Below are 25,603 nucleotides of genomic sequence, written 5' to 3'. Positions count from 1 at the left end.
CACGTGCCGGAGCAGCGCTCTCAGTGCAGGCATACTCTGTGATCTTACCGTGTGACCGGTTCCGACTGTGATTCGCGGAAGGCCGACAGTGCAGCCCCATCGCTACCGGCTCGCGAGAGGACGGTCACGATGTCATCGGGCTGGACGACGGTGTCGCCGTGAGGGGTGAGTTCGAGATCGTCTCGCTCGATGGCGATGACAAGCGTCTCCTCATCCAGAATACCCTGCTGTGACGCGTCTTTGAGCGTGAGATTTGCGATCGGAGCGCCACTCTTGACAGTGACCTCGACGACACTCGCGTTGCCAGTGAGGCTGATGAAGTCGTTGGCTTCGGGTGGCTGCTCGCCATCGTCAGGGTCAAATGGACCGTACGGGGTGAACAGTTCTTCTTCGACGAGATCTTCGTCCTCGATGTGGATCCCCATGTCTGTGAGTTGTCGCGCGACGCGTCGGAGATCACTGGTGTTGTCGCCGACAGCGAGGACGTGAAGGTTACGCCGACCGGTCATCAACGTCCGAACGTTGATCACACCCGGAATTGCCCGCGCTTCGTAGGCGAGCGCCTCACGCTCGGTGACAGGGACGTCACAGAGGTAGAGGTTAGTGAGTTTGCCGCCGGCTAGCTCAAAATCGATCTGTGTGGTGTGACCGCGGATGATTCCAGCATCCTCGAGTTTGTGAATACGATTTCGAATGGTTGCTCCGGAGACACCGGCCGCTGTGGCGAGTGTGCTGGCGGACGCGTTACGGGCATCGTCCATGAGCGCGTGGAGGATGCGCCTGTCGATTTCGTCGAGGCGATGGTCGGTGTTGTGGTAGGGCATATGTAAACGAGCCTCATTTCGGTTTGCAAAATAGAATACCAGGCAGACTCATATAACATTTTCTTCGGCGGGGTGTTTTTTTTCGATACCGAAACTCGTGGGGGAGGATCGGACAGAGGTCACTGCCGTTTCTGGACAGAACCGTAGGGTGCTGCTAGCTGTCCAAAACGATGCGAGAACAGCGTTAAACCTGGAATCAACGTAAACCGAGTTTCGTCGTGACATAGATAGCTAGGCTAGCATCCGACAGCGGACCAGCCCATTATATTTTTAAGACAAAAATTTTGGGTGTCTATTTTTTCTAAGTCAAAAATTTAAATGGGAGTCTTTATATAATCTCGAAACTGCCCTCGGTTATGGACGGAACAAGGACCGACCGGAAACCGTTCGGTAGACGCCGAGCGGACGCCATCGTTCGCTGTCTCGACGCGAGACGGAGACTGCCCCGGCAATCCATCGTCCGCGACTATCAGGTGCACCAGAATCCGTGTGGATCGACGGTCGATGGAGGTGGCTGACAAATGTCTCTCCTCGACCACATCGTCGTTCCAGTCGCCGACGAAACGGACGCAGCCGTGACCGCAGCTGTCCTAACGTCACATCTGAGTGAGATCAAACACATCACCGTGGTACACGTCATCGAGAAAGGGGGCGGAGTCGTGGATAAAGCCCCAATGGAGAAACGAGAGTCAGACGCGAGAGAGTTCTTCTTAGCCGTCGAGTCACGACTCGGAGACGAGGTAATGGTCGAACGTCGACTCGAATTCGGGACAAACGTCGCCGAGACGATCGTCGATGTTGCGCTCGACGTTAGTGCAACAGCGATTGCCTTCTGTCCCCGGGGGGGCAATCGGTTCGCCCGATTACTTTCGGGCGATACCGCTGCCCGTCTCGTGACAGATCCCAAACTCCCCGTCGTTTCACTCCATGCGGTAGACGAGGCCCGCTTGTCGTCGAACGATAGTACGCGGGCACGCAGCACAGGGGGCGGCGAATGAGCGACGAAGAACTTGCGAAGGATCTGGGGTTACTCTCGGCGTTGACCATCGGGATCGGCACGATGATCGGTGCGGGTATCTTCGTGCTGCCAGGTGTGGCAGCCAGTACGGCTGGCCCCGTCGTCATACTCTCGTTCGTGATTGGCGGGCTCATCGCAATGGTGAACGCGTTGTCGGTCTCCGAGCTCGGGACAGCCATGCCGAAAGCCGGCGGTGGCTACTACTATGTCAACCGAGCCCTCGGTCCCCTATTCGGCTCCATTGCAGGGCTCGGCGACTGGATGGGACTGGCGTTCGCGAGCGCGTTCTACAGCATCGGATTTGGGCAGTATCTCGCGACCTTGATCTCGATGCCTAGTGTCCTGTTTCTCACCGATATTCAAGTCGGTGCACTCATCGCCGGCGCTGTCTTCGTGGGCGTCAACTACATTGGTGCCAAAGAGACTGGTGGGGTGCAGACGGTCATCGTCACTATTCTGCTGGCAATATTGGCCCTGTTCGCAGTCCAGGGCTGGCTGTCGTTCGACCTGGCGACACTCCTCGGTGACGGTGGGGCAGCGCCGTTCGGCTACGGTGCGATCCTCCCGGGGACGGCACTGGTCTTTGTTTCGTTTCTCGGGTACGCGAAGATCGCGACCGTCGCTGAGGAACTGAAGAATCCCGGACGGAATCTCCCACTAGCGATTATTGGCAGTGTCGTCATCGTGACGGTCCTCTACGCGATTCTCGTTAGCATCATGCTCGGTGTGGTACCGTGGGTGGACCTGAGCCAGAGCGCACCGCTCACACAGGCGACGCAAGTCGCGTTCCCCAGTGGTCTCGCGGGGATCGCTGTCACGATTGTCACGCTTGGTGCGCTGCTCGCGACGGCGTCGAGCGCGAACGCGTCGATCCTCGCGTCGGCACGGATCAACTTCGCGATGGGACGCGATCGGATCGTCACCAACTGGCTCAACGAGATCCACCCCTCGTACGCGACGCCATACCGGTCGATATTGGTCACGGGTGCGATGATCGTCGTCTTCATTGCGCTCTTGGGCCAGGACATCGAAGTTCTCGCGAAGGCGGCGAGCGTCCTGCATCTGGTCGTCTACGCGCTGATGAACGCCGCACTCATCGTGTTCCGGGAAACCGACCCTGAGTACGAACCCGCGTTCCGGGTGCCGCTCTATCCGATCACCCCCATCCTCGGAATGATACTCTCGCTCGGATTGCTGGCGTTCGTCGGCCAGCGTGAACTACTCCTCTCGGCTGCCTTCGTCGTCGCAGCGCTGGTGTGGTACTTCGCGTACGCACGTCGTCGGGCCGACAGACAAGGGCTCCTCGGCCGGCACATTCTGAGTCGCGGGGAGGTGCTGCCCTCGTCTGTCGTCGACGCAGCGGCGACGGTCGCACCGAATGGTTCAGGGGCTGACACGGATGGTCCGACGACGATGGTCGCGCTCTCGAACCCCCGGACCGAACACTCGCTCGTCACGTTGGCAGCGGCGCTTGCGAAACACGATGACGGGCGACTCCTCGCGACCCACGTCATTCAGGTGCCAGACCAGACATCGCTGGCGGCAGCCGCCGAGCGGCGCGAGCGTATTTCCGAGACCTCGGAGAAACTACTGACCGACGCCCGGGCTGACGCCGAAGCGCTCGGTGTCCCCGTCGAGACGCGAACGATCCTCTCCCATCAGGGGATTGGGGAGGTATTCGATGCGGCACGCGAGCACGACGTTGATCGACTCATCATGGGTCACCGAGGGACGCGTCTCGCCGGGGGTCGTGCCGAGGGAAGACTCGACGAGTTGATTCACCAGTTGCCGTGTGACGTTCTCGTTCTCGACGAACGAGGATTCGATCCGAGCGAGATCCTCCTCCCAACCGCGGGCGGCCACTCCTCTGAGTTGTCTGCGGAAGTCGCTCGGGCACTGCAGGAAACAGCCGACGCGAACGTTTCGGTCCTCCACGTGACCGACGACGTGGAGACGGGTCGCGAGTTCTTAGAGGAATGGGTTGCCGAGCACGGGCTGGACGAAGTCGACTTACTGGTAGAGACAGGTGATGTCGAAACCGCAATCGGAGATGCAGCGATTGGCCGGACACTGATCATCGTCGGAGCTACTGAGCGTGGCTTGCTCTCGCGAATCATCGGGGGGTCGCTGAATCTATCCGTACTTGATGCCGTCGACACGTCCGTACTACTCGCTGAACGGCCACATGCTCGGTCGATTCGGGAGCGATTGTTGGGGTGAACTACCCCGCCCTACTCGCGCTGACGCGCTCGTTGAGGACGGGGCTTCCTGTTTCGACGACGCGCTTTGCAGATACTGAAGTATCCACAGGAAGCGCAGTCTCCACAGGCGTTGACGAGAGCGACGCTCTCGTCCGCACATCAGAACCACTCTGCGGTTCTGAGGACGTTGATTCGGAGTGAACCACTCCTATATTGTCGAGACCGCGAGAAAGAATGTTCCACGCTGCATTCGCGTCTCTATCCGCTGTGAATCCGCACGCGGGGCAGGCGTGTTCACGAACCCACAGTGGATTTGTTGTTGTGACACCGCACGACGCACACTCCTTTGTTGTTCCTGCTGGCTCGACTGTGACGAAGTGCGTCCCTTCTCGTCCGCACTTGTATTCGAGCATTCGGAGGAACGTTCCCCACGCGGAGCCAGCGCGGTTTCGGGAATCAGATGGTAACTCAACCAGCCCATTCACGTCAAGGTTTTCGACCGCTATAAGGTCGTACTCTCTCGCGTAGTAGTTTGAGAGTTTGTGAAGGAAGTCACGTCGCTTTTGCTTCAACTCCGCGTATCGTTGAGCAACAATGACACGCTGTTTCTCCCAATTTTGGTAGCTCCACCCAGGGGGCGGAGTGCTTCCTAGTCGGCGTAGTGGTCAGTCATCGGCTTGTCTCGATTTCATTCGTCCTCGTATTTCAATATCGAGACGACTCCGACTTCTCGCTCTTGATTATTCGAGAAGACACAAAGATACAGGAGTTTGTCGCGCTGTCGCTGGTCGGTTCTGAGAAGTCGTGGATGGACACAGGGAGTCACCTGCGAGGCACCGCCGCCCCGCAGCTCTCAGGGGCGGATAAACACTACTGCGGGATGCATTACCCAACAAGACCGGAATCGGCCCCACTCTGTTGGTTACTTCTCGAACAAGCAGCGAGCGGCCGCCTCGTTGCCGGCGAGCGTTTGCTGATTCTCGTCGATATTGTGGTACTGTTGTTCCCTACAACAACATATATGATGATGTGGTGCATAACAACATTAGATGGCCGGGAATGGTGCGAAACGAATCATCGATCAAACAATCGATTATCCGGAATCGGATCGCTTCGCGCATATCTCGGTGTGGTCCGTTCCTGAGTCAGAAGCCTACCCTGAGGGAATCAAGTACAGCATGCACTACGGGAATAAGGCGGGAGACACGATTCTCCGTTACGACAATGCCCATCCGGAGACGAAAGGACACGAACGTCACGTTGGCGAGGACATCGACAGCGACTACGAGTATCCCGGCAGTTACGTCGAGGTCCTGCAGCGATTTCGACGCGAGGTGAATGAATATGAGCAAGACTGAACCAACCAATGATGAACCGAACGACCGCCGGACGCTGACCGTTCGGGTCGGCACACCTGACAATGCTTTCGATGCGGTCGAAGCACAGCTCGCAGCCCTTGAAGCGGGCGATGAACCAGAGCCACTCTATGAGGTCGTCCTCCAGCGGGAGGAAGATCTTCAACGATTGCTGTCAGCAAGAAACGTCCAGCTCCTGCAAACCATTGCTCGCGAAGAGCCACAGAGTATTCGTGAAGCTGCACGACTCGTCGGTCGCGACGTCCGGCAGGTTCATGACAACCTCTCGGAGCTCGAAACGCTCGGACTAGTTGAGTTTGAGCAGGCTGGTCGCTCGAAAAAGCCGACGGTGTGGTACGATGACATCAATATCGAACTCCCGGTTGCGATCACTGATACAGAACCAGTTGATGATAGCGCGAAGGCCTGAGATATCCGTTTGTCTCTCACCGATACGATTCATTTCTCCTGTGTCCGAATCTCCTGTGCCCGCTCTGCGAGTCGCCGGAGAATCCGCACGCGCTGTTGATTCGCGTTCTCGTAGGCGACACAGGCTCGAAGCGTCGCCATGTCGTGGATGGTCGCGATACCTGCATCGATGAGGTTGGTAGTCGGCGCTTCGAGACGCTGCTCGGGTGTGAGGCCGGTCGATGTCGTTGATTCGGCCGAGTCGTTGCTCATTAAGTTTCGCCTCCAGCCATTCTGGAGGCGCGAAAAACCAGCTCTCCGAGCGCTCTATTCTGACTCGTCGTCGGGCTGAATCTGCCGAACGTCCTCGGCGAGGTCGTGCAGATACACTCGCAGCGTGTCCATGTCGTCACGGGCCTCCGCAAGCGTTCGTGCCTTGGCCTTGGCCGTCAGCTCGTCCTGGTCTCTCGTCGCCGTTCCACGTTTCAGTTTCACCGTCAGTGACACGCCGACGTCGCTGCGCTCGACGTATTCCGTCTGAGTTGCTTCCTCTCGATTCGATTCCGTCGCTGTTGGGTTGTCGTCAGTCATTGGTTTACTGCGAGGGTTCTCTGTCCCCCGCACCCCTCTGGGGGTGAAAAAACTCACTCGGCGCTCACCGAATTCGCAGGTTCGTCATCGCCTTAACCAACAGAAACGGCAACGGTCGCGCTCTGTTGGTTAAGACCATAGTGCCCGTTTCCTCGCGCGATTCTTCGCTTAGTAGTGGACGTCCGCCGGGATAATCCACACCTGCTCATCGGACTCGAGGACGCGATCGAGCTGGTCGCGATGGCGGATCGCCCCGCCGTACTCATCGTACAGGAAGAGCGACGGGCCACGGTACGCCCCGAGATTGTAGCAAGCGTGTCGAGCAAGCTCTTTGTCGCGCATGAGTTCCTCAGTAGAGAACTCGTCGACGGCGGCTCGCACTCGTTCGAGATTCCGCTCGAACTCTTCGGTCGTTGCGTTCCATCCTCGTTCCAGGAGTTCCGATCCCTCGTCGGAGCCGACCGGTGCCACCACGGGTAGTTCACCCCACCGTGCCTTCCCGGCGACAGACGTTGTCTCGTCGTCGAACGTGACGTAGTAATCAAAGACGGCAGCGGTGTCGGGGCCGACGCCGACGAGTCGGTCGAACGCTGCGTTACCTCTGGTGAGGGCATCGTCCCGATTCGGTGCTTCAACGAGCGCGTAGATGAGTTGGTGCATTGTGGTTCTCGGGACGCGATGTGTGTGACGCCCCGCACCCTTGGGGGGCAGAAAAACGCTTTCCGGTGTGCTCTAGTTTCTATGTATCTCGTCGCTCTCGTTTAATCCACAATTTGTGATAGGTTTCTGAAGCCGTGCTGAACTCAGCGCGCAAGTCGGTCACACGATTGCTTGAGTCTCGATGTTATGTATGGGCAAGCTATCAGTCAGAGCCGTATGATAGTAGACGAGAATTAGAGCCAATTAGCAACATCTGAATCGCTGCTAGGAGCTGTAAACCAACTATGATAGCATATCCCTTCTCGAAACCAAAAATCGCTGGTAAAGAACCAGTCACGCCGGCATATAGGACAAAGACCGCAGAGCAGACTATTACTGGGACAGCTATCAGAGCCACTATTCTTCCTGCTTTCTGGGAGGGCATATGCGTAGTAATCAATAGAGTAGATAAATAGATTTTGTGACAATCCGAAATGAATACTTGTGCTATACCTGGGTCAACTCAGCACCGATGGGACTAAGCAAACAAGATTTCAGTGACAGATACACCCTCTAAGTTCAGCACGCCGCTCGTGACAGCGCTCGGTGAGGTCTCTGTGGTCGTGCTGAACTCAGCGCGCATATTCAGCACCATCCCACAAAATGGAGAGTTGCAGGTTGTCTATAGTACAACGTCACCTAGTTGTGTCGGATTCCTCCTCGGGTCCACCACCGTTTTCCGGTAACTGGATGCCCGGTCTCGGCGTTTCGAACGGGCGACCGCCTTTCAAACTGAACAGCATCTCCCGGCTCGACAGAACCCGAATCTCCGGATACCGGCGTCTCACGGCTTGCGCGTAGCTCGCGAGCGCGACCAATACGACGCCACCAGTCGTGTTGCCAAGCAGGATCGGAAGCCAGAACTCATAAATCAGGGTGAGTACCCCCGGACTCGGCGTCTTGAGAAACACGACGAAGAGTGCTTCAGCGCCCGAACTCACGACGTGGTACAGGCCGAGGACGGGAATCGTGTAGAAGACGAGATAGGTGATTACGACACGCGAGATCGTGTCTCGCGCAGCCGTATGGAGCCACACCACGCCAGCAACAAGCCACCCCGCGAACAGGGCCTTGAAGAACAGGTCCCACCAGCCCAGTTCGAGGCCGTGCTGGAGGAATTCGGCTCCGACCTCCATCTCTGCCGGCGCAAGTACGTGCGTGTTTGCGAGGATGAACGCGCCGAACGCGGCACCGATGACATTCGCCAGCAGGACAACGCTCCACATGCGTAACAGCAAGGGGAGACTGGCCAACCGGGTCAGCACCAGCTTGACCGGTGGGAGAGTGGTCTCGGTGTACAGTTCGTACCGTCCGAGAATGATGTACATGAACCCGATCGGATACAGCACTGCGGCGAGGAATCTATTGTTTGGGAACGTCGCGGTCCCGACCGTGTAGCCGATGAACGTCAAGACGATCGCGAAGCCGGCGGTGAAACCGCTGAAAAACAGTTCCGAGAGCGTGCTGGCGATTTCCTCGTCGGCGGACGCGAGCAGCCGTTGATGGATTTCATTCCATGAGAAGCGATCGCCGAGTGCCCAGCCCGCTGCCGGGACGCCGGAAGCAGCCCGGTCCTGGGATCGGACGACTGGTGGCGAGTCCTCGGATTCGTCGCTCATGAATACCCTCCAGACAGCAGCTGCTGTGGTTCGACTGTATTCGGAGTCGGGTCCGCTCGTCGGACCTGAATAATCCGCGATCCCAGACTAAGATGAAATGGTGGTACCATAATGTCTCTCCCCGAATATGGGTGACAATATGTAGCATTATAAATTTATCAGCGGCAAGCGGGAGACGGCTACCGGCGTTCGGACGTATGGCGTTCCGTTATCCCGTGCATGTGAGTCAGGGCCAACTAACTGGTGACTATTCCTCTGAAGCTGACATTCCGTTGACTACATCCTCTATACTCAGCACGCGACTCTTGACAGTGTTCGGTGAGGTCTCTGCAATCATGCTGAATAGAGGGCGCGAATCGGTCACTGGCACAGCATCCAGTATGTGCGAGTCGGATTGCTCAGAACAGAGCGTGTAGTTCGTGTGAGTGCTGACGTTTACAAATACGGGAGTGTTAGCGGCCACATTCACCGCGAAAAGAATGTCAGCGAATGAGACGAGTTACCACGGCGCGTCGGGGTCGACTGTGCACACCTTCCCTCTGACTCGGTAGCACAACTTACAGTGTGTACTGAGATGGTCGGTTCACGAATTGTCGGATTCAAATCGCGACTCAACTCGTGGACCTTCTCTTCGACTCAGTGTAACCTAGCCAGTTGCTTTCGATCAACTCATCTGCTATTGGTCGCTATTTTTGACAACAGTGCCAGCGGCAGCCGATTCAGTTCGCACGGATTCTGGAAGGTCAGTTTTGGAAATCGGTTCGAGAATCAGTAGCTCTCCGTCTTGTCTTTCTATCCACTCTTTTCCAGATTCCGTATCCCAGCAACACGGTGTCCACGCTCCCGACTCAAGCTGGTTCCAGATGTCCCCGTCACCGTAATAGTGCCCATCACTACACCTGTAAACAGTATAGGTAGTCATTTTTACGGTCAACCGGTGCTGTACTGAAGTACATTAGGGCCACACGTTATAAATGGATAATTTCTGTAGTAATATACATTCAAAATTGGTAGAATTGAAGGCTCAGAGTTTCATCTTTCAATTGGTTGCGCACAGGAGATTGACGGACATAATGTGAACCGGATAGTGCATTGCGTGCCCTGTGCCTTGTTTAGACGCGGAAGAACGCTAGTGTGAGACCTTGACGGCTTGTTCTATGTTTCTGACGGCGGACTTTAGGACGAGCTCTCTGAACTGTCCAAACCACGTTCTAGCCTGCAACGTCTCACCAAACCGATGCTTCAATGCGAAGAAAATCGACGCGCGACCGGCTGATTGCTTCAATCAGAACTGTCCGACGCCACTTGTCGATTGGTTCAGGGGCCCTGAGGTCCGCGTACAGGACTTCCCCTTCCCGGATGATGTAGCGCTTTGCGAGGACTGGGAGTCGGCACTCCGTGAACCCTGCTGTCTGGATATCGAGTTCTTCGTCGGGCTGTATGTAGTCAGCGAAGGTGCGTAGAAATTTATGCGTCACGACCCCGCCTTTGTAATCGGGAAGTCCGTCTCCTTGAGCTTCAGAGACCTCGAAGTCATGGCCCGAGTAGCTCTCTGGATTACATAGACGCATGGCGTCGTTGTTTTCCCAGTGCCACATCTCCATGGGCAGGTATTCACGGCAAAACGATTCAAAGGCGAGTTCCCCCGAGGTTGCCGATGTGTTTGACGTCGATGTCTCCCTGGTTCGTCTCGGTGACCTGTTTGAGCGCTTGATCGTGGGCACGTTCGCGGTCGGGTAGCTTAGAGACGGGGAGACTGCTCTCGTTACTACTCGATGTGTTTCAGGCTGGAAGCCAACGCAGTGCTGTGATTAAGAGTCGAAAAACATCCGGAACAGAGTACAACAATTCGAGACGGAGTTCCGTCTTTATTCGGTCTCCGCGAGTCCTACAGATTACTATGGCAACCAAACCATCCGACCTTGACGGAACCACAGAAGCATGCTCTGAATGCGCACGCGAGACGCTCCACAAGGTCCGGGTGGAGCTCCGGAAAGAGAGTTCAAAATCGGAGAACGCGGAGTACTCCCGCGAGCCGTATCGCGTGGCGACTTGCATGGAATGTCAAACCAAGACAGCACTGCGGATGAACAACGCTTGAGACGGTCACCGCCGCACAAGGTACTCTTTTCGCGACGTCCACTCACTCTTGAAATAGCAAGTGATGTCTTCACGGTAATCGTTGAGTCTACGAACACGACATCGTGACCAGGCGAGCAACCGATAATAGTAACAGCATCACGATACCACTGACTCCCAATGCGGCATTCGCCGAACCAATTGACCCCAACACAACAAACAGCCTTCGAGCAGATCGAACAGGCGGTGGAGACAGACGAGCCGTTCACACCCGACACAGCAATCGACTGGATCAGTACCGGCGACGTCGAGCACTCCGAGGCCGAAGCGCTCCTCGAACAGTTGCTGTTGAAAGGCTATCTCTACGAGACCGGCACTGGCCTCCAAATTACGAAGTAACGGCCGCGACGTGTTCTACACGGTGTGTGTCACGGCACTCCTGACAGCGTTCGGTGAGGTTTCTGCGGTCGTGCTGAAGAGAGGGCGCAAGTCGGTTACCTACCGTTGCCATCTGATGAGGGATTAAAATGGTAGTTACAGAAGATGGATTCGGAAAGAGAACAATCTTCAATTCGGCACGTTCGGGGATATGTGACCGCAAAACCGGTTGTACGACTCTTCCGAGGGCCAGCCCCGACCAATCGTCGGAGCCACCTCTCTTTCGTCCCACTTCCAATGGTATTGAACTCTACATGAATAATCACGGGCAACGTTATCACCAATCAAGTCAATTAGTTAACACTGGAAGCCACCGGGTGGCATCTGGAGGAGAACTCACGTGCAAAACAAAACCCATACGAGATCAACCAACCCGATAGCGAATCACTCCCGCCGCCGGATGCTCAAAGCACTCGGTATCCTCGGCACCGCAAGCGTCGCCGGAAGCGGGACAGCTCTCGGTGCCCAACTTGATTCGCTCGTCGCCGCCGGCCGCCTTAGCGAGGTTCGATCCACCCGACTGTTTACTCAGGTCAAGAAACTCACCGCCAGCGACGGCGCCGCCTTAGATAACTTCGGCGTATCTGTATCTGTGAGCGCCGACGGGAGTATGGCGCTCATCGGAGCTCACGGAAGCGACGACGCTGGACCTGGCTCAGGGTCGGCGTACGTCTACGACCTAAGTCAGGACCCACCGACTGAAACGAAACTCACCGCCAGCGACGCCGCCAGCGGCGTTCAATTCGCCTTTGCGGTGTCGATGAGCGGCGACGGGAACACGGCGCTCGTGGGGGCTTCGGGAGATAATGACGCTGGCATTCAATCGGGGGCAGCGTACGTCTATGACCTGAGACAGGACCCACCGACCGAGATGAAACTCACTGCCAGTGACGCCGCCAGCGGCGATCTCTTTGGCTACGCGGTTTCGCTAAGCGGTGACGGAAACACTGCCCTTGTCGGAGCTCACGGAAGCGACGACACTGACGAATACTCAGGCTCAGCGTACGTCTACGACCTGTGCCAGGACCCACCGACCGAAACAAAATTCACCGCCAGCGACGCCGCCGGCGGTGCTGAATTCGCCTTTGCGGTGTCGGTGAGCACCGACGGGACCACCGCCCTCGTCGGGGCACGGGGAGATGATCACACTGGCGAATACTCAGGTTCAGCGTACGTCTATGACCTGAGCCAGGACCCGCCGACAGAGACAAAACTCACCGCCAGCGACGCCTCCGCCGATGATTTCTTCGGCTCAGCGGTGTCGGTGAGCGGCGACGGGAACACGGCGCTCGTGGGGGCTTCGGGAGATGATGACGCTGGCACTGAATCGGGATCGGCGTACGTTTACGATCTGTGCCAGGATCCGCCAGCCGAGACGAAGCTCACTGCCGGCGACGCCGCCGACGGCGATCTCTTCGGCCACGACGTATCAGTGAGCAGTGACGGAACAACTGCCCTCGTCGGAGCTTGGGGAAATAATGACGCTGGCACTGAATCGGGATCGGCGTACGTCTACGACCTGTGCCAGGATCCACCAGCCGAGACGAAACTCACCGCCAGCGACGCCGCTGCCTTAGATGACTTCGGCATCTCGGTGTCGGTGAACGCCGACGGGACCACCGCCCTCATTGGGGCGTATACAGACGACGACAATGGTCGCCACTCGGGCTCGGCGTACGTGTTCGAACTGGAGCAGTTGGCGGTGTTCCCGGAGCCGATCGTCCTAAAGAACGGAAAGGTAGTCGATCCCCAAGATCTCGACGGTGACGGGCTCTACGAGGACCTCGACGGCGATGGTGACGTCGACGGCCACGACGTCTCGCGCTTGACGCAACTGGAGGCCGCCCACCGGAAAGGAGAGATTCAGCTCACGAACGCGCAGGTGGTCGCGCTGGACTTCGACGGCGACGGAGAGTTCACCAAGAAGGATATTGCCGCCTATAGAAAGCGGTAGGACCGGTAGAACTCCTGTTGGTGCACGGAAATCGTGAAGTCCCTGCTACGTTTTGGACGGCCGATAAATCCGTCTATACATCTCCTGAAGGTCCTCGGGCCTGTGCGAGTTTTCCTGCTGAAATCGGTGTTTCAAAATATGAGCAAATCGTGCGCTCTCTATTACCCTCAAATGGATACCTAGAGCGAGAGGACAGCCCTCTGGAGCCGCCGGCGCTTTGACCCTCCTTCCGTAATTCAAGTAACTCGCTGAAACGAGCTACCAGTCATTTCACTTGAACCGTCGCGAATTGAATGTCGTTCGATTGCTGAATACTGCCTCTGAGTGTTGCACGCGACTTCTGACAGCATTCAGAGAGATTTCTGCGGGCATGCTGAACTCAGGGCGCAAGTGTAGCACGAGAGTGTGGTTTATCCGGGCCTCCGTGCGACATAATCGGCAAACACAGCTACTGACTGCGTCAGTGTGCTGTCTTCCAATGTCACCGTCACAGTGACTGATTTTGGAGCAACGTCTGCAAGTTGAGAAACCGAAACGGCTGGGTTTGAGTCGGACGTGAGGTTTGTCAATGGTTCCAGTACAATAACTGACTTCTCAGCATGAGTTCCGATAGCCGAGTCAATCTTATCTGTCCCGAGACGCTCGGCGGTTACAGCCTCCACATGCTGACTACCTATTTTTCTACACTGAATAGTTGCCCACCTCTTGAAGCGCTGCTCTGTAAACTCAACTGGGCCTTCACTATTCGCGAGCGTGACGGTTCGGACAATCTTCTTGGAACTGATGTACTCAAAGCCGTCATCGTACCCCGGTTTATCGAGTACTGTCTTCTCAATTGAAACGGGGTCTCCTCGGCATCGAACTCTATTTGACCCGAAGAGCGTGACTTCAGCGTGGCTGGAGAGGGCAAAAATAGCACTCGCACCAGCAATTACACTGAGAGTGAGAAACCGACGGCGAGAGAGTGGAGGACTCATTACACATCTTACACTCAATTGAAATATAGCTCTTGTCGAAATACGAGACAGTCGTACCAAGGCTGCTGCTTCACCTCTTACAATACCAAAATGAGTCAATAGCTGCCGTGCAAGACTCACCCTCTAAGTTCAGCACGCGCTTTCTGTCACCACTTGGAGAAACACACCGATAGCTGCTCGCTTTGTGAGCCGTAAGCCGGTGCTACTCCGGCAGTGTTCGCTTCCCCGTTCGATAGCACTCCCAGCAGGGAAACCCGTCGCCAAGGTCTGCACAGTCGCACTCGTCTGACTCCCCAGCGTCGCCGTCGCTTACGACGGTTCCGCCGTCGGCGACCGCCTGCGTTGCAGCGGCATCGAGGAGTGGAGTTCGAATCGCAACTGCGACACGGTGCTTACACGCCGACGAGTACTTCGCGTCGGCTGGACACTCACACGCTACCGGAACTCCGTCGTCGACGGTGACGTGGTACTCGTGCTCTGCTGGCTCGGCGTGACTACAGTTTCTAACGCGAATACCGCCCTCACAGCATTCGAACTCGAATGCCTCATACTGGGCTCGTTTGACGACTCTCCGGGTTGTGTCGAGGTGTGCAAATGCATTCGTCATGGGTCGACGAGGCACCTCTCGAGTGCCCCGCACCCTTCAGGGGGTGGATAAAATCTCTCCGAGGATACAAATCGGAACCACTCTGCTGTTTAGTTCCGTTCACGAGCTTTCTCACCAGAAAGAATTTATATGGAACTCACTTCGCTACTCCTGTCGGCACAATGACTCGCTGACAGTTCGGCCCTCCTCCCCCACCATTCTCTCGGAATTTCTCTGCGCGACCCTACGTCTCTATTCCCGGATTTGACCCAAAGCAGGGTGTTCCACAGAGATTGCACTCCCAGATTGGCTGTCCACTCCACTTGTCGCCAGGACTCTCCTCAAACGTCGAAAGCCGATGTATCGTCTCTCGGTCACACTCCCAACACTGCAGCGACCTCTTCGTTGGTATCCGGTGTTCCTGAGACTCCGAACGCGTCTCCACGGGAGCGTGCTGCAGTGCAATCGCTGGCACGAGCCAGCCGTCGTCGCCGGCGCTCTCGAGGAGCGTCGAGAGTTTCGCTTGATCTCGAATGGCGCTCCCACTCTCGTCGTAGAGGTACGTCGCGTGTTGATTCAATGAGCGAGCTGTGCTTCCCCAGGTCGTTCGCTCACGGGCAACTGCAAGCACCTCCTCACCATACTTCGAAGCGACTCGCAGCGCAGGGGAGAGTGTTGGCCACGCGTCGGTCAACTGTGCAGCAGGCTCCTCGTCGAAGTCGTAGATGAGCTGGCACTCGTCGACGGCGGGATCGGACGCATTCGTCACAAGCAGTCTCGCTGCAGCGGCTCCTTTTGCGACGGCGCCGTAGTACGTCGACGACTCGACGAACAGGTGCACAACGTGCAGCAGCGACAGCTCAGTGTCCGAGTGATGCTGCTCGTCCGATGGATCGAGATGGTGTGTGAGACAGAATCGGCACTTTGGCTGGCCGGGTGGGATCGACGTCCCACAGGAAGCACACGTTGTCTCTCGTTGTTGAGCCTCGGCTGGGTAGCCTGCGATGGAACGACTGTTGTTCTGAGCGTCGAAACGAGCATCGAGTTCGCGATCCGGCATCCGGGTCGCTTCACCCACGGGACGAAGTGTTTCGTAGTCGGCGTAGTGGTCAGTCATCGGCTTGTCTCGATTTCATCCGTCCTCGTATTTCAATATCCAGACGACCCCGACGAAGCGTACTCGGGTTGCGTTCGGCCACAGAAGCACTCGTCTTGTCTGTCGACGCTGTCCTCTCCTGAATGAATCCTACGTTGATGCGACTTGGACCTCCCCGTCGATTAGCTCGATGAGTTCTGCATGTCGTGCTCGCAATGTCGCCGGCGTCGTTCCAGCGGCCGCTGCAACCTGTGTCTGTGTCAGTGACTCTCCGTGTTCACGACTGGCGAGATAGAGACAGGCTGCAGCAACCCCAGACGGCTGATAGCCGTTCGTAATGGACGTCTCATGCGCGCGCTCGGCAAGCGCCCGTGCCCGACGACGAACCTGTGAATTGACATTGAGTTCCGAGGCGAGCTTCGGAATGAGCGATTGTGGGGCGACGGGTTGTGTCGGGAGACCCAGTTCTTTGTTGAGCGTCTTGTACGCGTTCGTGACACTTGAGTGGTCGACACGAGCAACGTCGACGAGATCGTCACGTGCGAGTGGCCGTCCGTGACACCGACAGATTCCGTAGACGCTGGCGGCGGCGATCGCTTCAATCGACCGACCCAACAAGAGGTCCTCGCGTTGGGCACTCCGGAAGAGCTGACACGCTTGGTCGCGAATCGAGCCACCGAGTTCGAGCGTGCTCGTGATTCTTCGGACTTCACCTAACCCGTGTGCGAGGTTGCGCTCGGCTTTCGACTGGAACCGGCTACGACTGTGTTCACGTCGCAGTCGGGCAAGCTGACATCGTTTCTGACTGGAGAGTGCATTGTTCTTCCCATCGGTGCTGCGCCCGATCGTGGTCGACAAGCCCCGGTCGTGACGGGCCGCTGTGAGTGGGGTGCCCGTCCGTTCGCGGTTGGTGTCGTCGTCTTCGAACGAGCGCCACTCGGGGCCGTGGTCGATTTGCTGGTCTGCGATGACGAGCCCACAGTCTTCACAGACTGTTTCTAGGGCGTTCGTTGCCACGTGACCGTTGCATTCGGGACAGCTGTTCGAACTGGACTCACACTGGACGTCTTCGTCGAACGCCGTTTCGTAGATGTTTCTCGTTGCCATGGTACTCACGAAGGACACTAGACGAATCGCACGTCTCCACGCGCCCCTCACCCCTCAGGGGCAGAAAAACAACACTGCTGTCTCGTCGAATTTTCCAAGTGCTGACAGAAGGTGCGTGCTGAATAGAGAATATCTGCTCTATTGAATAGATGCTGCGTGACAGTTAAAGCGACTCACACAGCGATTCTATGTTGGTGATAGCGAACATCAAGACAATTTCACGGAACTGACGATACCAACCCAGCGCTCGCACGGCATCGCCGAGCGAGCGCTTCGTTGTTGAGTACGACGTTTCGGCCATCCAACGCTGAGAGTAGCCTTTTGTCTGGTTGAGCACGTTGTTCACCGCTGCTTTCGGTGATGATCCACGGTAGTGAACAAGGTACTCAATGTCGTATGCGGCAATCTCGTATCGATGTGCCATTCTTGAAATCCGTTGTCGGCAGCCACGGACTGCAGGTCTCCGCGTTCGTACCGGCGGACGACCTGCGATTTGGCTTTCGTATCGTGTTTCCACCACGCTGTGATGTGAACGCCGAGAACTCCAAGAGTACTCCACATCAGTTAATGTCGTTAATTTAAGCGTCTGTACGGTGCTCCCCGACCGCTGGCGGAAGTACGAGACGCACGGCGGCGGTCGAAGAACGTGCTATCAAGAGCGGCGTATCCATAGGGATTATCGTAGGAGTTCATAGATTCTTGATGCAGAACCGAGTGCCGTTGTCAAAGAGTCTGTCTCTGAATATCCGGTTGGCTACGATAATCCAATAGACAACATGCACGTCGCCTTTCAAATCCGGGAATCAATTTACAGTCAAACGCTCATGCATTCGAGTCGCTAATTGGCTTGACTGTTCCGGCAACATCGCCTTGTTCATCAATTGTGAAGTGGATCTCCAATGTTTTCATCGACTGCTCTTCGGCTGAATTGACAGCTACCATCTCGTAATTTCCAAACCGCTTTGACATACCGACGGCGGTAAAGGTTCTGCCGGTTTGGGTCCAATCCGAGATGGTGACTGTTTCATTGGGTCCGATATCCAGTTGACTGTGATACGGATGGTCTCCATTACGGGCGAGGTCAACATTGAAAAGGGTCTGCTTTCCCGAGTGGTTTTCTATGCGGATTCGTTTTAGTTGAACTTTTCCAGCTTGATTCTGGGCCTCGTCGCTTACAGTTTTATTCTGTGTCTTGTCTGTTCCATCGGCGCCGGCGAGACATCCGGCTATTCCGAGGCTCAGGAGGGCACTACTCGTTGCGAGGAATTTCCGACGGTACATTTCAAGATTGTGTTTATAACCCAAATACAAATATCTTATTCTTGATTCCAATATAGAATTACCAAACCAATTGGATGAAAAGATATATATAAAATCATCTGAAAGTAATAGGTGATGGTTCGGAAACAAGACAATACGAACCGGCGTAATGTATTGAAAACCATTGGCGCGAGCGCAATCGGCTTTTCAACGGTCGGCACCGTCACTGCTAAACGTGAGAACCAATTCCGACGCGACGTTGACCAGGCACGCAAACTCAGGGAGAAGACCGGGGAGAATAACAAGTTCATTGAATATCTCCAGAAGAAGGGTTACGCTGTAAAATCGAACACAGTGCACGACAAGGTTCATTTGGGAGGGAACGATGGGCCGTCAACGCAGCGGCTTTCAAGTGACGAGTTGACCGCGACTATCAACGTGAGTGCGTGGCACAGAAACTGTAACCCAGACCCGTATGATGTCTATGCAGAATACTACTTCGAGTGGAACATGAACGGCGGTAGTGGGGATGGTGACAAAGATGGGTTCTCTGTTGGATGGCCTGCGTCGGATTTCCAGTACGAAGAGAACTCAGCTACATCGAGTAGCAACGTCGATTTCCACACGCGGGATAACAGCTTGAACGCCGTTTTCTTCAAATATGACGACACGGGCCTCGGTGGGTATTGGGGAGATGATTACGATTCCGGGTACGGTGGCTGTTACATGAATACAGAAAGTGGATACGGCGATAGCTCCACTTTTGCCGGGAAGTGGGCTCATACGTATGATAACCTAACCATTTGTGGAGCCTCTGCGAGTGGGTCAGGAGAACCGTCGTGGTCCTTCTGCAACGACGGGAAGAAGGACTACATGGGATTCACGCAGACGGACTACAGCGAGGCTGACCAGTATTGGGCAAACTGCCAATAACTAATCAGACTGCAAAGTATCCATCAATATAGACAAGTTAACACGAATTTACCAACCCACACCACTATCACACAAATGAAGGAAAACAACAGACAGACTAGTCGACGAAAGGTACTGAAGACGATCGGCGCAAGCACCATTGGTCTCTCGACGGCCGGCACTGTCACTGCCGCACAGGAGAACCAGTTCCGGCGCGATTTAGAACGTGCCAGAAGGCTCCGTGAGAAGACCGGTGACAACGATAAATTCGTCAAATACCTCCGCAAGAAGGGGTACCCAGTCTGGACTACTTCTACCCAAAGCCCTATGCAGTCAAGCCACTGGGGGGAAGAAGACGGGCTATCCACCAGCCGATTGTACGACGGTAACATGACCGGTACGCTCAACATAACGGCCTGGCACAGGAACTGCAACCCTGACCCGTACGATATCTACTTCGAGTATACTTTCGATCTTAACACTGGTGACAATGCTTGGGGCGTCGAATCAAAAGACGGGTTCTCGATCGGATGGCCTGACAACACATTCGAAATCGAAAACGACAGTTGGGTCAATAGTAGCAACGTTGAATTCTATGACCGCAGCAACATGCTGAACGGTCTGAGCTTTAAGTATCACGACGCGGTGCACATCGATAGGAACGACAGCGACTGGGGGTACGGTGGCGTCCACGTTCGTACCGAGAGCGGGTATAGTGACTCGACAACCATCGCTGGGAAATACGTCCACACCTACAAATCACTCGAACTCTGCGGTTTCTCAGTCGATGCTGGTGGTGGGATGTCTTGGGACTTTTGCGCCAATGGGGAGAAGGACTACATGGGCCACACCCAGAAAGATTGGAGCGAAGCAGACCACAACTGGGCAAACTGCATGTAGCAGAGTCACACACGTTAATAGCATCGTTAGCAAAGTTTTTTGTGTGATTCATCCGGTTTCTGATGGCCGATGATAAACACATCCTGCTAGAGATGCCCTCGATCGGTGGTGTCTGATTCCTCCGCTACGCCCATCTCAGAAAGTGTGTCGCGTAGTTTTCGGCAGTACGCTTTTCAAGCCTTTCTTGACCTCAAGGACTGTAGTAATACTGCATCCCGCTAACCCGGCCATGAGCCTGTACCCAGCAAATGGAGAGCACCTCGATGAGAACCACCCATACTTTTAGCGTGAATTACTTGGGATCTATGTCTTCTGTAATTTTCAGATATGCGAGACTGCGGTCTCGATTTAGCACGGCTACAGAAACCTATCACCAACCGAGAACAATCCAAGACCGCCGATACGGAACGAGTTCACCACCGAACGATAGCGAAAGCCCGGCGGCTCTGCGAGCCGCCCGGACCGTGGAGGTTGGGTGGGGCGGCGGGAAGCGGGCGAACGGGCACGTAACAAAAAGAAGGCCACGTCGTCCGGCTATTCCCACCACCGACCGCGCTCAGGGAAGGTGAGACTCGACCACCCAGTGACGGCCAGGGAGACACGTCCCTCGTACCAATTTCGCGCCGCGCCATCGATGCGCACCTGCTCGCCCTCGTCCATCAGGGGTGCATTTGACGCCTTCCAGACCGTCACTCGAGTTCGTCCACTGTCGTCCGCGATGAGACCCACTTGGCTGATACTTGGATGGGAGGGTACCCACAATTTCTCGACGCGCCCTTCAACACTCACCTCTTTGCGATTCACATCCTCGAGCTTCCCGATGGGTACCACCTGTCCCGGCGCCGTCTGCAACGCCTCGAACACGCTGACGACCGCGCTCATCATGTCCGTCTCACCGGCGACGACTTCACCGAGTCGCCGCCCAATCGCCGCTCGCGACCAGCCATCGAGCTTCTCACTCAATCGCACCGCCTGTGTGTTCACCGCCGCCAACTGGTCCTGAGTCAGCTCTTCACGTGGATCAGCTCGCTCTGGGTCGGCCCACACATCCACACTCGCCGCTCGCTTCTGGAACTTCGTCCGTCGCTCTACACTCCGTGTCGCCGCCACGTCTCGCGACCGCTCTTCTCGTCCCGCTTGCGTTCCAAACGTCGCTCTGGCACTGATGCGCTCTAGCTCTTCCTCGCGACCCCGAATGCGCTCTTCTTGTTCGAGGGTTGCCCCGTAGATGCGCTCGTCACTCGTGTCGACGATTCCGTCCGGGTGGTTCGCATCCACCTTCGCTTGCACTTCCATCTGCACCGTCGCTCTGAATTTCGGCGTCTCATCGACGACCTCGAAGCCGTCCTCGTCGACTTCCGCTTCGTCTTGTTTCTCGAACGCCTGTTCATCGACCGAAACTACATTACTGGTTGCGTTGTTACTTGACATTGGTCTCACCAAGACCTGAAGGCGCTCACGCGCCCGACACCGCGATGCACTAACATCGCGGACTTCTCACACCGTCACCCGACAGACTCGTCTCCGCGCTCTCGCTCGCGCCTTCGTGAGCGCCCCCTGGGGCGCGAGCGAGAGCGCGCCTATACGGAGGACACAGACAAGCACGCGCGCCGGACAGGCCGGTCCGAGTGGCCAGCGGAGTTAGTCTCGTCGACGACGAGCACCCACCGGAGCGCAGGCGTCGACTGACTAACCCGCTGGCGCTTCGGGAGAAGCGAACGACGCGCGGGACGACCACCGGGAGTCCCGCGGCGTGCCGAGGCGAACAGCGTGAGCCGAGTGCAGGCGACCGGCCGACCGGACGGCGAGCGGGCGTACCGAAGCGTCACACCTGGTAGACAGTGATGAAGCGACGCTAACCACTCTACACCGGGTGGGACTGAAAGGGGCCGGACGCTCGGCGAGCGAGCCGACGTAAGGACCACAGCGGAGCGAGGACCGCAGCGAGGCGCAGCCGTCGAACGTCCGGGGGCTTTCGGGGGCTTTCATTCTCGACTGTCGCTCCATACTCAATACGGAAGCGAACAAACGCTCCAAATACGTCGACAAGGTGGGCACTTCTCACGTTAGTGTCTACAGACGCCATTCGATGGCACGCCAACTTCTTCATTTGGGTACCACAGTTTGATAGCCAACGTGCCACCAGCCGTGATTACTAGACAGAGTGCCCACCAGCTGGGAGTACCCGGTGTTGAGAGGTCCCACTCATACTGAACCGTCGGTCCATCGGTAAGCGAGGCAGCGAGTGTATACGACCCTGGTGTTTCGGTGACTGCGGGCTGAACCGTCAACGGAAGCGATGTTTGATATGCTTGCTCGAGGATGACCTCCTCGTCGGCGTTCCGGACGGTGACGTCGACTGTTCGTCCACCCTGCTCAAAGTCTTCGTAATCGGGCTTAGTCTCGAAGTCGTAGATCTGCAACCGGGCGAGTGGCTCGTCGCTGTTGTTCGCAGTGGCTGTCTGAACGACAGGCCGCTCACACCGATAGGCATTGAACGGGATTCGCCGGTGTAGTTCATCGCTCACGAAGTGGGCAACACTCGAAGCGTTACGGGTTGCGCTACTCGGCGATCCATCTGGGTCGAAGTAGCGTGCGGATCCCCGACAGGAGGACAACACGTAGTACCCCGAGTCAGTCGTGTGGACGACAGCGACACGCGCTGGCTCAACCGTAATCTTCGCCGCTACCCCTGAGCTCCCGAATCCACCGACAAGTTCGTTATACACGTAGCGCTGTTCGTATGTCTCAACGAACGATTGAGCAACTGCACGGCTAGACACGTCACTCGGTTCGGGGAGTGGTTTCGTCTCGGTGAATGTCGTCACATCTGGTGGCGGTGTAGGTTGAGACGTTGAGACCGGACTGCGGCTGTCTCTCTCGCGGGTCGCACATCCAGCCAACATGCTGGCCCCACACGCTAGCGATGTGAGTACTCCACGGCGTCTCATCAGTATTCACTCTCACAGTCGTCTTGTTGGTTGGAGGGCATCGAAATCTGGTCAGACTTCGTGTCTCGCTATTATATATTGTCTGATATGAGACAATCCGACGTCGAGGATGAAGAATCAGTGACCCCGGGTTCACACAACAAACAGAAACCCAAGAAGCCGACACAACCCCAACAGTCTCGGTGGTCGCCAACAGAGACATGAATAATGCGGCATTCGTCAACCCCGTTGACGCCGTCACAGCAAACTGCGCTGGAACTGATAACGCAGGGAAGCGATAAGGACGGGACGATTACACACGACGCAGCTGTCGATCTCCTCACTGACGGTGGGTTCGAGCGGCCAGAGGCGGAGGACCTCCTCGAACAGCTGTTGCTGAAGGGGTACGTCTATGAATCGACGAACGGACTCCGGCTTACTCCGTAACACGTCCCGGCAAGAGCCAGAACATCGAGACACTGAGCACTTGCCATCTTGTTAACCAACAAACTCGGAATTGTGCGGCTTGCGTTGGTTAACACTGCTCTGCAACACCGACGACAGACTCCACCGTTTCCGAAGCTCTCGGGCGAGTATGAGACGTCGCGGTTGACCGATTTCAACACGTGGAGACTCCCGCTAGCGAACCAGAATTTTTCTCGTCGTCGAAAGCGAGCCGAGACGTTTTATCGACTGGCGGCAAGTGTCGCGTATGCCATTCACTGGGAGTTGGCACACGTTGCTCGAGGAGTGCGATGCACTCCCCGCTGAGGCGACACTCGTGACGCCGCTCACGGAGACGCGATTCCACATTACCGACAGCCAAGAACACCGTGTCGTTATCGAGTTCGTCGACTCCGGCGACTCACAACCGCTGCAGCGCGACCAGTTCGCGACACTTGCCGAGCGGATCGAGGAGGTCGGTGGCACGTTCGACTTGAGCCGACTCCCACCCGACGCCGAACCCTATGCGGCGGTGTTGAGTCTTCACCCTCGCTACGAGTGCGACGAGCGGGCCGGAACGATTACTGCAACCGACGACCCGACGAGTTCACAACTCGTTGAAAGCACGCCCACTGCAGCTGACGAGAAACGCGTCGAACCCGACCTCGACGTCTATGCGGATATGCTGCTTCTCATCGACGCGCTCGAACGGCACGACCCAACGGCACTCGCCGAGTGCGAGACGCCGGTGCTCATCAATCTCTACACGCTGTGTTCGGACGTCCAGCGCAACGCTGGTGACCTCCGTCAGTCGGTCCGGGAACGCCTGCTTGACCGACTCCACCACGACCAACCCGTCCACGGTCAGTACGGATCCGTCCAGCGGACGACGCGACGCAATCGCACCCTCAAGGACGACAAGGAAGTATTGGGTGTCCTCGAAAATGCGGGTGTCCCTCGCGAACAGGTCATGGGTATCGACCGCGAGAAAGTCGATGACGCACTCGACGTGACCGACCTTCCGGAGTCGGCAGTGTACGATATCGAAGAACGTGCGTACGTCCGGAAAGCCGACGTCGACGACGAACACAAGCAAACGCGACTGCAAGGGTTGAAAGATCGACTCACTGCAAGTGATGACCCAGAAGCCGAGCAGTTACGCGAGGAAGTCGAGGCACTCGAACGCCGAATTGAGGAGTTGACCGAGTTCACGCCTGGGACGGAAGTCGGCTCACGTTCCTGATGCAGAATTTGGGGCCTTACCGTCTTGGATCTCGTTCTCAAATCGCCGTTGGGCGTCTCCCAGTACTCTCTCGGCGGGCCTGGACGGTGAGCGCGACCGCGGCAATCAGTAGGCACAGCGTTGGAAGCACGAAGAACCATCCGATGCTCAGCATACCGAGAATCGAGATACTCGTCCCGATGGCTACGGTCGCCCAGATGATGTGTCGATAGCCAAGCCACGCAGCAGCTCCGCCAAAGGCGACGAGTCCGATCAGTACCATGGCCCAACCAAACAGGACTGGGGCGTTGCCGCCTGTGCTCCCGAAGAGGTAGTCGATTCCTGCTTCACAACCACGAGTGACCACAGTGGTGGACTTTCCACTGGCACTCTCGGTGGCCGTCTGCGTCGTCCAGCATGAGACGGGCCCGAATGCGCCCAGCATGAACAAGAACCCATACCCGCCGCTGAGACACGCGAGTACACCAGCTCCGCGGGCAACATTGAGGAGAGAGGATTTCGGGAGTTCCATAGTGGACTATACAGCAGAACGAATCTTAACGACATCCCGTGGCGAGGACGACACCCCATCGTGCGTAACTCAGACTTCGTCAAACGTCTCTCCCCATCGAGACTGAATCTCCGCAAGCACTTCTCCAACAACCGCAACGAAGTCAGCAGGATACGCTCGATCTACAGCGTCGTTAGTGGACGCATCGGGGAGCGGATGATAGTGGTCTCGGTTGTTATGTGGATTCTCGTGGCGGTCCCACCGACATTCTTTCTGGTGACCGTCCCACTGTTCGACGTAATGAATGTAGAAGTTGCCACTGCGTTCGACTTCGAGGTCGACGTACACCCGCGAGACCTGGTCTGGATAGGCTGTCGCATCGAAGACGACCTCGACAGTCGCCGGTTTGTGTGAGGGAAATGGATTGACCTGCGTGACAAAGGGCTGTGACCCAAGCCGCTGTGCGACTCGC

At 56.5% G+C, this 25,603-nt stretch carries 27 protein-coding genes and 4 pseudogenes; 12 read left to right on the top strand and 19 right to left on the bottom strand.

Translation table 11 applies throughout. The features are described from left to right. Positions 1–44: 44 nt before the first annotated feature. Positions 45–824 (bottom strand): Lrp/AsnC family transcriptional regulator, encoded by a 780-nt coding sequence (locus BM083_RS16295; protein WP_089870646.1) that lies wholly within the window; start codon positions 822–824, stop codon positions 45–47. A gap of 356 nt (positions 825–1,180) precedes the next feature. Here BM083_RS16295 and BM083_RS23450 point away from each other — a divergent pair, with 356 nt between their 5' ends. The 3 genes from BM083_RS23450 to BM083_RS16285 are packed head-to-tail and all read left to right on the top strand — an operon-like array spanning position 1,181 to position 4,062. After that, positions 1,181–1,342, top strand: coding sequence for a hypothetical protein (locus tag BM083_RS23450; RefSeq protein ID WP_177197668.1), 162 nt, complete (start codon positions 1,181–1,183; stop codon positions 1,340–1,342). Positions 1,343–1,345: 3 nt separating this feature from the next. Next, positions 1,346–1,822: a universal stress protein gene (locus BM083_RS16290; RefSeq protein ID WP_089870644.1), complete on the top strand. Its 477-nt coding sequence runs from the start codon at positions 1,346–1,348 to the stop codon at positions 1,820–1,822. Beyond that, positions 1,819–4,062, top strand: coding sequence for an amino acid permease (locus BM083_RS16285; protein WP_089870643.1), 2,244 nt, complete (start codon positions 1,819–1,821; stop codon positions 4,060–4,062). Before BM083_RS16290 ends, BM083_RS16285 begins: the two co-directional genes overlap by 4 nt. 1 nt (position 4,063) lies before the next feature. On the opposite strand, the pseudogene BM083_RS16280 reads toward BM083_RS16285, so the two are convergent. Then, positions 4,064–4,660 (bottom strand): annotated as a pseudogene (locus BM083_RS16280) (RNA-guided endonuclease InsQ/TnpB family protein); the annotation flags it as partial. A gap of 432 nt (positions 4,661–5,092) precedes the next feature. Between BM083_RS16280 and BM083_RS16275 the strand changes: the two are divergent. Further along, the gene (locus tag BM083_RS16275) at positions 5,093–5,401 is read left to right on the top strand and encodes a toxin-antitoxin system TumE family protein (RefSeq protein WP_089870641.1); all 309 of its coding nucleotides are present in this window, start codon (positions 5,093–5,095) and stop codon (positions 5,399–5,401) included. Then, positions 5,388–5,828: an HVO_A0114 family putative DNA-binding protein gene (locus BM083_RS16270; RefSeq protein WP_089870639.1), complete on the top strand. Its 441-nt coding sequence runs from the start codon at positions 5,388–5,390 to the stop codon at positions 5,826–5,828. Before BM083_RS16275 ends, BM083_RS16270 begins: the two co-directional genes overlap by 14 nt. Before the next feature lie 29 nt (positions 5,829–5,857). Here BM083_RS16270 and BM083_RS16265 read toward each other — a convergent pair whose 3' ends face one another. From BM083_RS16265 to BM083_RS16240, 7 genes and pseudogenes are all read right to left on the bottom strand, one after another. Beyond that, a complete protein-coding gene (locus BM083_RS16265) occupies positions 5,858–6,079 on the bottom strand; it encodes a DUF8129 domain-containing protein (RefSeq protein ID WP_089870637.1) in 222 nt (73 codons plus the stop codon). Between the two features lie 54 nt (positions 6,080–6,133). Next, entirely contained in the window at positions 6,134–6,397 is a 264-nt protein-coding gene (locus BM083_RS16260; RefSeq protein WP_089870635.1) for a DUF7389 domain-containing protein, read from the bottom strand. Between the two features lie 168 nt (positions 6,398–6,565). Further along, a complete protein-coding gene (locus BM083_RS16255) occupies positions 6,566–7,057 on the bottom strand; it encodes a DUF7995 family protein (RefSeq protein ID WP_089870633.1) in 492 nt (163 codons plus the stop codon). Positions 7,058–7,259: 202 nt separating this feature from the next. Further along, positions 7,260–7,481 carry a hypothetical protein gene (locus BM083_RS22900; RefSeq protein WP_143085756.1) on the bottom strand — a complete coding sequence of 74 codons (222 nt, stop codon included), beginning with the start codon at positions 7,479–7,481 and terminating at the stop codon, positions 7,260–7,262. Positions 7,482–7,731: 250 nt separating this feature from the next. Next, on the bottom strand, positions 7,732–8,715 hold the full coding sequence (locus tag BM083_RS16250; protein WP_089870631.1) for a formate/nitrite transporter family protein: 984 nt from the start codon (positions 8,713–8,715) through the stop codon (positions 7,732–7,734). Between the two features lie 1,129 nt (positions 8,716–9,844). After that, a pseudogene (locus BM083_RS22895) lies at positions 9,845–9,976 on the bottom strand (IS5/IS1182 family transposase); the annotation flags it as partial. Positions 9,977–10,019: 43 nt separating this feature from the next. Then, positions 10,020–10,253, bottom strand: a pseudogene (locus tag BM083_RS16240) (hypothetical protein); the annotation flags it as partial. 362 nt (positions 10,254–10,615) lie between these two features. On the opposite strand from BM083_RS16240, the gene BM083_RS24230 reads away from it, so the two are divergent. The 3 genes from BM083_RS24230 to BM083_RS16225 all read left to right on the top strand — a co-directional run bounded on the left by BM083_RS24230 (position 10,616) and on the right by BM083_RS16225 (position 13,186). Then, positions 10,616–10,816, top strand: a complete 201-nt coding sequence (locus BM083_RS24230) for a DUF7835 family putative zinc beta-ribbon protein (protein WP_089870627.1) — start codon at positions 10,616–10,618, stop codon at positions 10,814–10,816. 224 nt (positions 10,817–11,040) lie between these two features. After that, positions 11,041–11,193 (top strand): hypothetical protein, encoded by a 153-nt coding sequence (locus tag BM083_RS23440; RefSeq protein ID WP_245756912.1) that lies wholly within the window; start codon positions 11,041–11,043, stop codon positions 11,191–11,193. A 439-nt stretch (positions 11,194–11,632) separates the two neighbouring features. Then, positions 11,633–13,186, top strand: a complete 1,554-nt coding sequence (locus tag BM083_RS16225; RefSeq protein WP_089870624.1) for an FG-GAP repeat protein — start codon at positions 11,633–11,635, stop codon at positions 13,184–13,186. Positions 13,187–13,596: 410 nt separating this feature from the next. Here the strand turns inward: BM083_RS16225 and BM083_RS22890 are convergent, their stop codons facing one another. From BM083_RS22890 to BM083_RS16200, 6 genes and pseudogenes are all read right to left on the bottom strand, one after another. After that, positions 13,597–14,163, bottom strand: coding sequence for a hypothetical protein (locus tag BM083_RS22890; RefSeq protein WP_143085755.1), 567 nt, complete (start codon positions 14,161–14,163; stop codon positions 13,597–13,599). 202 nt (positions 14,164–14,365) lie between these two features. Next, a complete protein-coding gene (locus BM083_RS16220) occupies positions 14,366–14,770 on the bottom strand; it encodes an SWIM zinc finger family protein (protein WP_089870622.1) in 405 nt (134 codons plus the stop codon). 223 nt (positions 14,771–14,993) lie between these two features. Further along, on the bottom strand, positions 14,994–15,866 hold the full coding sequence (locus tag BM083_RS16215; RefSeq protein ID WP_089870620.1) for a biosurfactant protein 1: 873 nt from the start codon (positions 15,864–15,866) through the stop codon (positions 14,994–14,996). Positions 15,867–15,995: 129 nt separating this feature from the next. Beyond that, on the bottom strand, positions 15,996–16,952 hold the full coding sequence (locus BM083_RS16210; RefSeq protein WP_089870618.1) for a transcription initiation factor IIB: 957 nt from the start codon (positions 16,950–16,952) through the stop codon (positions 15,996–15,998). A 163-nt stretch (positions 16,953–17,115) separates the two neighbouring features. After that, positions 17,116–17,621: pseudogene (locus BM083_RS16205) on the bottom strand (transposase); the annotation flags it as partial. 153 nt (positions 17,622–17,774) lie between these two features. Then, positions 17,775–18,233 carry a hypothetical protein gene (locus BM083_RS16200; protein ID WP_089870616.1) on the bottom strand — a complete coding sequence of 153 codons (459 nt, stop codon included), beginning with the start codon at positions 18,231–18,233 and terminating at the stop codon, positions 17,775–17,777. A 114-nt stretch (positions 18,234–18,347) separates the two neighbouring features. Here BM083_RS16200 and BM083_RS16195 point away from each other — a divergent pair, with 114 nt between their 5' ends. After that, positions 18,348–19,145, top strand: a complete 798-nt coding sequence (locus BM083_RS16195; RefSeq protein ID WP_089870614.1) for a hypothetical protein — start codon at positions 18,348–18,350, stop codon at positions 19,143–19,145. A 75-nt stretch (positions 19,146–19,220) separates the two neighbouring features. Beyond that, positions 19,221–20,024 (top strand): hypothetical protein, encoded by an 804-nt coding sequence (locus tag BM083_RS16190; RefSeq protein WP_089870612.1) that lies wholly within the window; start codon positions 19,221–19,223, stop codon positions 20,022–20,024. 534 nt (positions 20,025–20,558) lie between these two features. Here BM083_RS16190 and BM083_RS16185 read toward each other — a convergent pair. Together BM083_RS16185 and BM083_RS16180 are read right to left on the bottom strand one after the other, a co-directional pair. After that, entirely contained in the window at positions 20,559–21,455 is an 897-nt protein-coding gene (locus BM083_RS16185; protein WP_089870610.1) for an SOSS complex subunit B family protein, read from the bottom strand. Between the two features lie 635 nt (positions 21,456–22,090). Beyond that, on the bottom strand, positions 22,091–22,852 hold the full coding sequence (locus tag BM083_RS16180) for a hypothetical protein (protein ID WP_089870608.1): 762 nt from the start codon (positions 22,850–22,852) through the stop codon (positions 22,091–22,093). Between the two features lie 330 nt (positions 22,853–23,182). On the opposite strand from BM083_RS16180, the gene BM083_RS16175 reads away from it, so the two are divergent. Beyond that, on the top strand, positions 23,183–23,401 hold the full coding sequence (locus tag BM083_RS16175; protein ID WP_089870605.1) for a hypothetical protein: 219 nt from the start codon (positions 23,183–23,185) through the stop codon (positions 23,399–23,401). Between the two features lie 265 nt (positions 23,402–23,666). Next, positions 23,667–24,641, top strand: coding sequence for a DUF7983 family protein (locus tag BM083_RS16170; RefSeq protein WP_089870603.1), 975 nt, complete (start codon positions 23,667–23,669; stop codon positions 24,639–24,641). A gap of 37 nt (positions 24,642–24,678) precedes the next feature. Here BM083_RS16170 and BM083_RS22885 read toward each other — a convergent pair whose 3' ends face one another. Both BM083_RS22885 and BM083_RS23680 read right to left on the bottom strand, forming a co-directional pair. Continuing rightward, positions 24,679–24,903: a hypothetical protein gene (locus BM083_RS22885; protein ID WP_143085754.1), complete on the bottom strand. Its 225-nt coding sequence runs from the start codon at positions 24,901–24,903 to the stop codon at positions 24,679–24,681. A gap of 318 nt (positions 24,904–25,221) precedes the next feature. Then, positions 25,222–25,603, bottom strand: a 382-nt coding sequence (locus BM083_RS23680; RefSeq protein ID WP_218148977.1) for a toxin-antitoxin system TumE family protein, incomplete at its 5' end; no start/stop codon positions are given.

The organism is Halogranum rubrum (assembly GCF_900114455.1).
Lineage (GTDB): Archaea > Halobacteriota > Halobacteria > Halobacteriales > Haloferacaceae > Halogranum > Halogranum rubrum.
Note: the sequence above shows the minus strand (reverse complement) of the source record. Positions and strands in the feature narration are given on the sequence as shown.